Origin of the sequence: Nocardia sp. NPDC058497 (assembly GCF_042720195.1) — a bacterium.
Classification (GTDB): domain Bacteria; phylum Actinomycetota; class Actinomycetes; order Mycobacteriales; family Mycobacteriaceae; genus Nocardia.
The window spans coordinates 3,798-7,481 of the sequence record NZ_JBHXMY010000285.1 but is presented as its reverse complement, the minus strand read 5'-3'; the positions used below and the strand labels follow the sequence as shown (position 1 = coordinate 7,481).

3 protein-coding genes are annotated in these 3,684 nt (G+C 70.0%); all 3 read left to right on the top strand.

The features are described 5' to 3' along the window. The first annotated feature begins 350 nt into the window (after nucleotides 1–350). The 3 genes from ACFWPJ_RS19295 to ACFWPJ_RS19285 are packed head-to-tail and all read left to right on the top strand — an operon-like array spanning nucleotide 351 to nucleotide 3,588. Entirely contained in the window at nucleotides 351–1,241 is an 891-nt protein-coding gene (locus ACFWPJ_RS19295) for a hypothetical protein (RefSeq protein ID WP_378853157.1), read from the top strand. Further along, complete coding sequence (locus ACFWPJ_RS19290) at nucleotides 1,238–2,461, top strand: cutinase family protein (protein ID WP_378853155.1); 1,224 nt, start codon at nucleotides 1,238–1,240, stop codon at nucleotides 2,459–2,461. The genes ACFWPJ_RS19295 and ACFWPJ_RS19290 overlap by 4 nt, the downstream gene beginning before the upstream one ends. Next, nucleotides 2,458–3,588 carry a lipase family protein gene (locus ACFWPJ_RS19285; protein WP_378853153.1) on the top strand — a complete coding sequence of 377 codons (1,131 nt, stop codon included), beginning with the start codon at nucleotides 2,458–2,460 and terminating at the stop codon, nucleotides 3,586–3,588. The genes ACFWPJ_RS19290 and ACFWPJ_RS19285 overlap by 4 nt, the downstream gene beginning before the upstream one ends. The last annotated feature ends 96 nt before the right edge of the window (nucleotides 3,589–3,684 follow it).

Here is a 3,684-nt window from a genome sequence, read left to right as displayed (position 1 = left end):
AATGGGGGGAGAGCTACGCCCAGCGCGCCCCCGGGGTTTTGGTGGTTGGTTTGTATGGCTAACGCCATTCCAATCCGAGAATGTAATTTCTGTGGATCCCATCGTGATCGCCAGCTACCTCAACGCCGGGCTGTCGTTGCTGGCCAACGGCGCTGCCCTGGCCAACCAGCTCCTCCACCTGGCACTCACCATCCTCTGACCCAGTCGTCGAGAGACACCGCCGCGTCCGGTCCTGCACCGGCCGGCGGTGCCCGGCGGACGTCGATCTGAATTCTCGCCGCACCACCGAACCAATTCAGCTGCGGCATAACCCATCAGCGTCATCTTTCGGCTAGAGAGGTCGACCAGTCATGCCCGAATACACTGCCGCCCGCGCAAGTGCCGCTCGCGGTCGATACAGAATTCCCAGTCCACGTCGAGCCGGCACCCTGCTGCTGGCCGCCGCGATCCCGGTAGCGGTCGCTGTGGGCACCGCCGCCCCGGCCCACGCCAATGGCCCACTGGCCACGGTGGCCGACCAGGGCGGTGTCACCAGCCCGGCCCAGCCCGGCACCGAAACTCCCGCGCCGCCACCGGCTCCCGAACCGGAGCCCGAACCCACACCAGAACCTGCACCGCGGTATTACGAACAGCCCGCTGAGCTACGCAACGGCTCGTCGCGGCCCGCCCCGAGTGTGGAGGAACCGGTCGAGCCGGTACGGATCGAGGAACTGCATCTGCCCGAACCGGTGGAGCCGGTCGCGCCGATCACACCGCCGGAGAACACGATCCGGATCGGAGAGTGGCAGACCCCGAGCCCGGACTGGCTACCGGTCGAGGTACGCGACACGATCAACAACACCGCCGCCGGCGCCGAAGCCCAAGTCGCCACCGCCCTGGACTCGATCGGCATCCCGGCCGGCCGATCCGACCGCGTCTCCGGCGCGGTCCTGGGCGGCGCCGGACTCGGCGGCGCGGCCGGTGCGACGGTGCTCGGAGCCCCCGCTGCCGCGGCTGGTGCGACAGTCGGTGCACTGATCGGCGGCACCGTCGGCGGGATCGCCGGGGCCGCCCTGGGCATCATGGTGCCGGTTCCGATCGTCGGCCAGGTCACCAGCGGTGTTGCTGGCACGGCCCTGGGTGGCGCAGCGGGTGCAGCTGCCGGTGCCGCGATTGCCGGGGTGCCTGTCGCGGTCGTCGGTGCGGTGGTCGGCGGCACCATCGGCGCCGGGTTCGGCGCGGGTGTCGGAGTCGGCCAATGACCGGTCGAAGGGTTGCGGCCGCAGTCGCCGCCGTGCTGGGCGCTGCGGCGGTGACCGCCCCGACCTCAGCCGGTCCCGCGAAAGCAGTCCCCATCAACGGCTGCCCAGCCCTCTACATCCTCGGTGTCCAGGGCACCGGACAGTCCTCGCCGACCGCCGACCCGCTCGTCGACACCGGCATCGTCGGGTCGCTGATCGGACCGGTCGTCTCTACCGTCCCCGCGCTGGTGCAGCGCGCCTACATCGGCTACGAGGCCGGGTTCGGTGGCATCGTCCCCGGCGGCGGCGCCAACCCGTATGTGTCCTCGGTATCGGGCGCGCGAGCCAATCTCGACGCCGCAGCCATACAGGTCGTCGAGTCCTGCCCGGACACCATGCTCGCCGGGGTCGGCTACTCCCAGGGCGCACAGGCGATGGCGAGCTTCGCCCGCGACGTCGGCTCCGGCAACGGACCGGTACCGGCCGATCGAGTCGCCGGGATCGCGCTGTACGCCAACCCCGACCGCGGCCAGCTCGAGCCCGTGTTCCCCGGGAGGCCTGGTCAGACCGTGCCCGACGCGGCGCCTGGGACGACCGGTGCGGCGGTGTCGACAGTGCAGGTGCTGGCCGCGCCGGCCGGGGGAGCGGGGATCGCGACCACCTCCGACGGGTACGGCGATCTCACCGGGCGGGTCGCTGACATCTGCAGTGACGGCGACCTCGCTTGCTCGGCCCCCGGGCAGGCGGCGGTCCTTCGCCTGGGAGCGGAGCTGTTCGCCCAAGCCGATCTGACCAACCCGATCGGGGCCATCTCGTCCCTGGGTGCGGCGCTGTCGAGCGCACTCGGCGATGCCTGGAACACCGTCGTTCTCAACGACTTCCAGGTCAGCCTGGGCAACGTCGACTACACGCCACAGGCCGGATTGGGGGATCGACTCGTCGACGCCGGTGACCCCCGCACATCCAGCCCCGATCCGGCGGCGGCCGGTGCACGGTGGAGCGAGATCATCGCCGCAATCACCGCGAATCCGCTGGTGTTGGTGCCGAAGCTGATCGCGCAGCTCGGTGCGGCATGGGGGCAGGTGGCGACGGAGAACGCCGAGCTGGTCAACCCGGTCACCTGGCTGCATTTCGCCGACACGGTCGGGCGCCACAACGGCTATGCCCTGACCGGACAGATGAATTCAGGCATCGCCTGGATGATCGCGCTGGCCCACGACATCGCCGGAGCCCGGTCATGACCGGCAACGAGACCACCGACGCCTTCTACGACAACACCTATCTCGGCCCTGGAGCTGAGCGCGGGGTCGTCCTGCGCACGCGCGATGTCAGCGTGCCGCACCTGGCGGGGCTGGGCCGGGCCTGGCAGCTTGTCTACACGAGCAGAACGAGTTTCGGGATTCCGGTCCCGGCCTCGGGCATCGTGCTGGAACCGAAGACCAGGACCGGCAACGGCACCGCGCGACCCCCGCTGGTCGTCTACGTACCGACCTTCCACGGACTCGGCGGCCGGTGCGCACCCTCGCAGCTCCTCGTCGACGGCGCCGAACCAGACGCCAGCAGCATCGCCGCGGCACTGGCCCAGGAATGGACCGTCGCCCTCCCCGACGGCATCGGGCTGGGCATCACCGGGCTGGGGCCACACCATTTCCTTGCCGCGAAGGCAGGCGCGCACGCGGTGCTCGACCTGGCCCGCGCCCTCACCAAGCCCGCAGCCGGAGACAGACGTTCGGTGCCGGTCGCCGTGTGGGGATACGCCGACGGCGGCCGGGCAGCGGTCGCGGCGGCCGAACACCAACCCGAGTATGCCCCCGACCTGGATCTGCGGGCCGTCGCCGCCGGTGCGGTGATCCGGGACCCGCGTGCGTTGATCACCGATCTCGATGGTGGTCCATGGGCGGGGCTGGCGTTCGCGGGAATGGTCGGGCTGATGCGCGCCTACGCGCACCTACCTGTCGATCACCTGCTGACCGACGAGGGCGTCCGCGCCGTCAGCACCGCCTCCCACCTCGACCTGGCGCGTCTGATGGTGCAGTACCTGCACCCGTTGTCGGTGTGGTGCGAACGCCCCGACCCGTGGAACGACCCGCTCTGGCGATACGTACTCGCCAACGAAATCCTCGGCACAACAAAAGCACCCCTGGTGCCGGTGCATCTGTATCACGGGCTCCTCGACGGCCTGGTTCCGATCGAGTCCTCGAGAGGACTGTTCGCCGAGTACATCTCCCGCGACGTGGCGGTGTCGTGGTCGGAATACGACGTCACCCACCTCGGCGCCGCCGACCTCGGCGTCCCCGACGTCTTCACCACCCTGCGTGAGGGATTCGCCCGGCCCTCCGGTCGACCCGGACCCATCCAAGCCACCTGACCCGGGAGTCCTCGCACCCAAACCCAGAGGGGGGGAGGGGGGGCCTCCCCACCATAACCGAGGGGATGAGGGAGACAAGTATAGGGACGCAAATAA

Excerpts from the sequence above, each read along its gene's own strand:
- ACFWPJ_RS19285 (WP_378853153.1), top strand. The coding sequence starts at position 2,458 with ATGACCGGCAACGAGACCACCGACGCCTTCTACGACAACACCTATCTC.
- ACFWPJ_RS19295 (WP_378853157.1), top strand. The coding sequence starts at position 351 with ATGCCCGAATACACTGCCGCCCGCGCAAGTGCCGCTCGCGGTCGATAC.
- ACFWPJ_RS19290 (WP_378853155.1), top strand. The coding sequence starts at position 1,238 with ATGACCGGTCGAAGGGTTGCGGCCGCAGTCGCCGCCGTGCTGGGCGCT.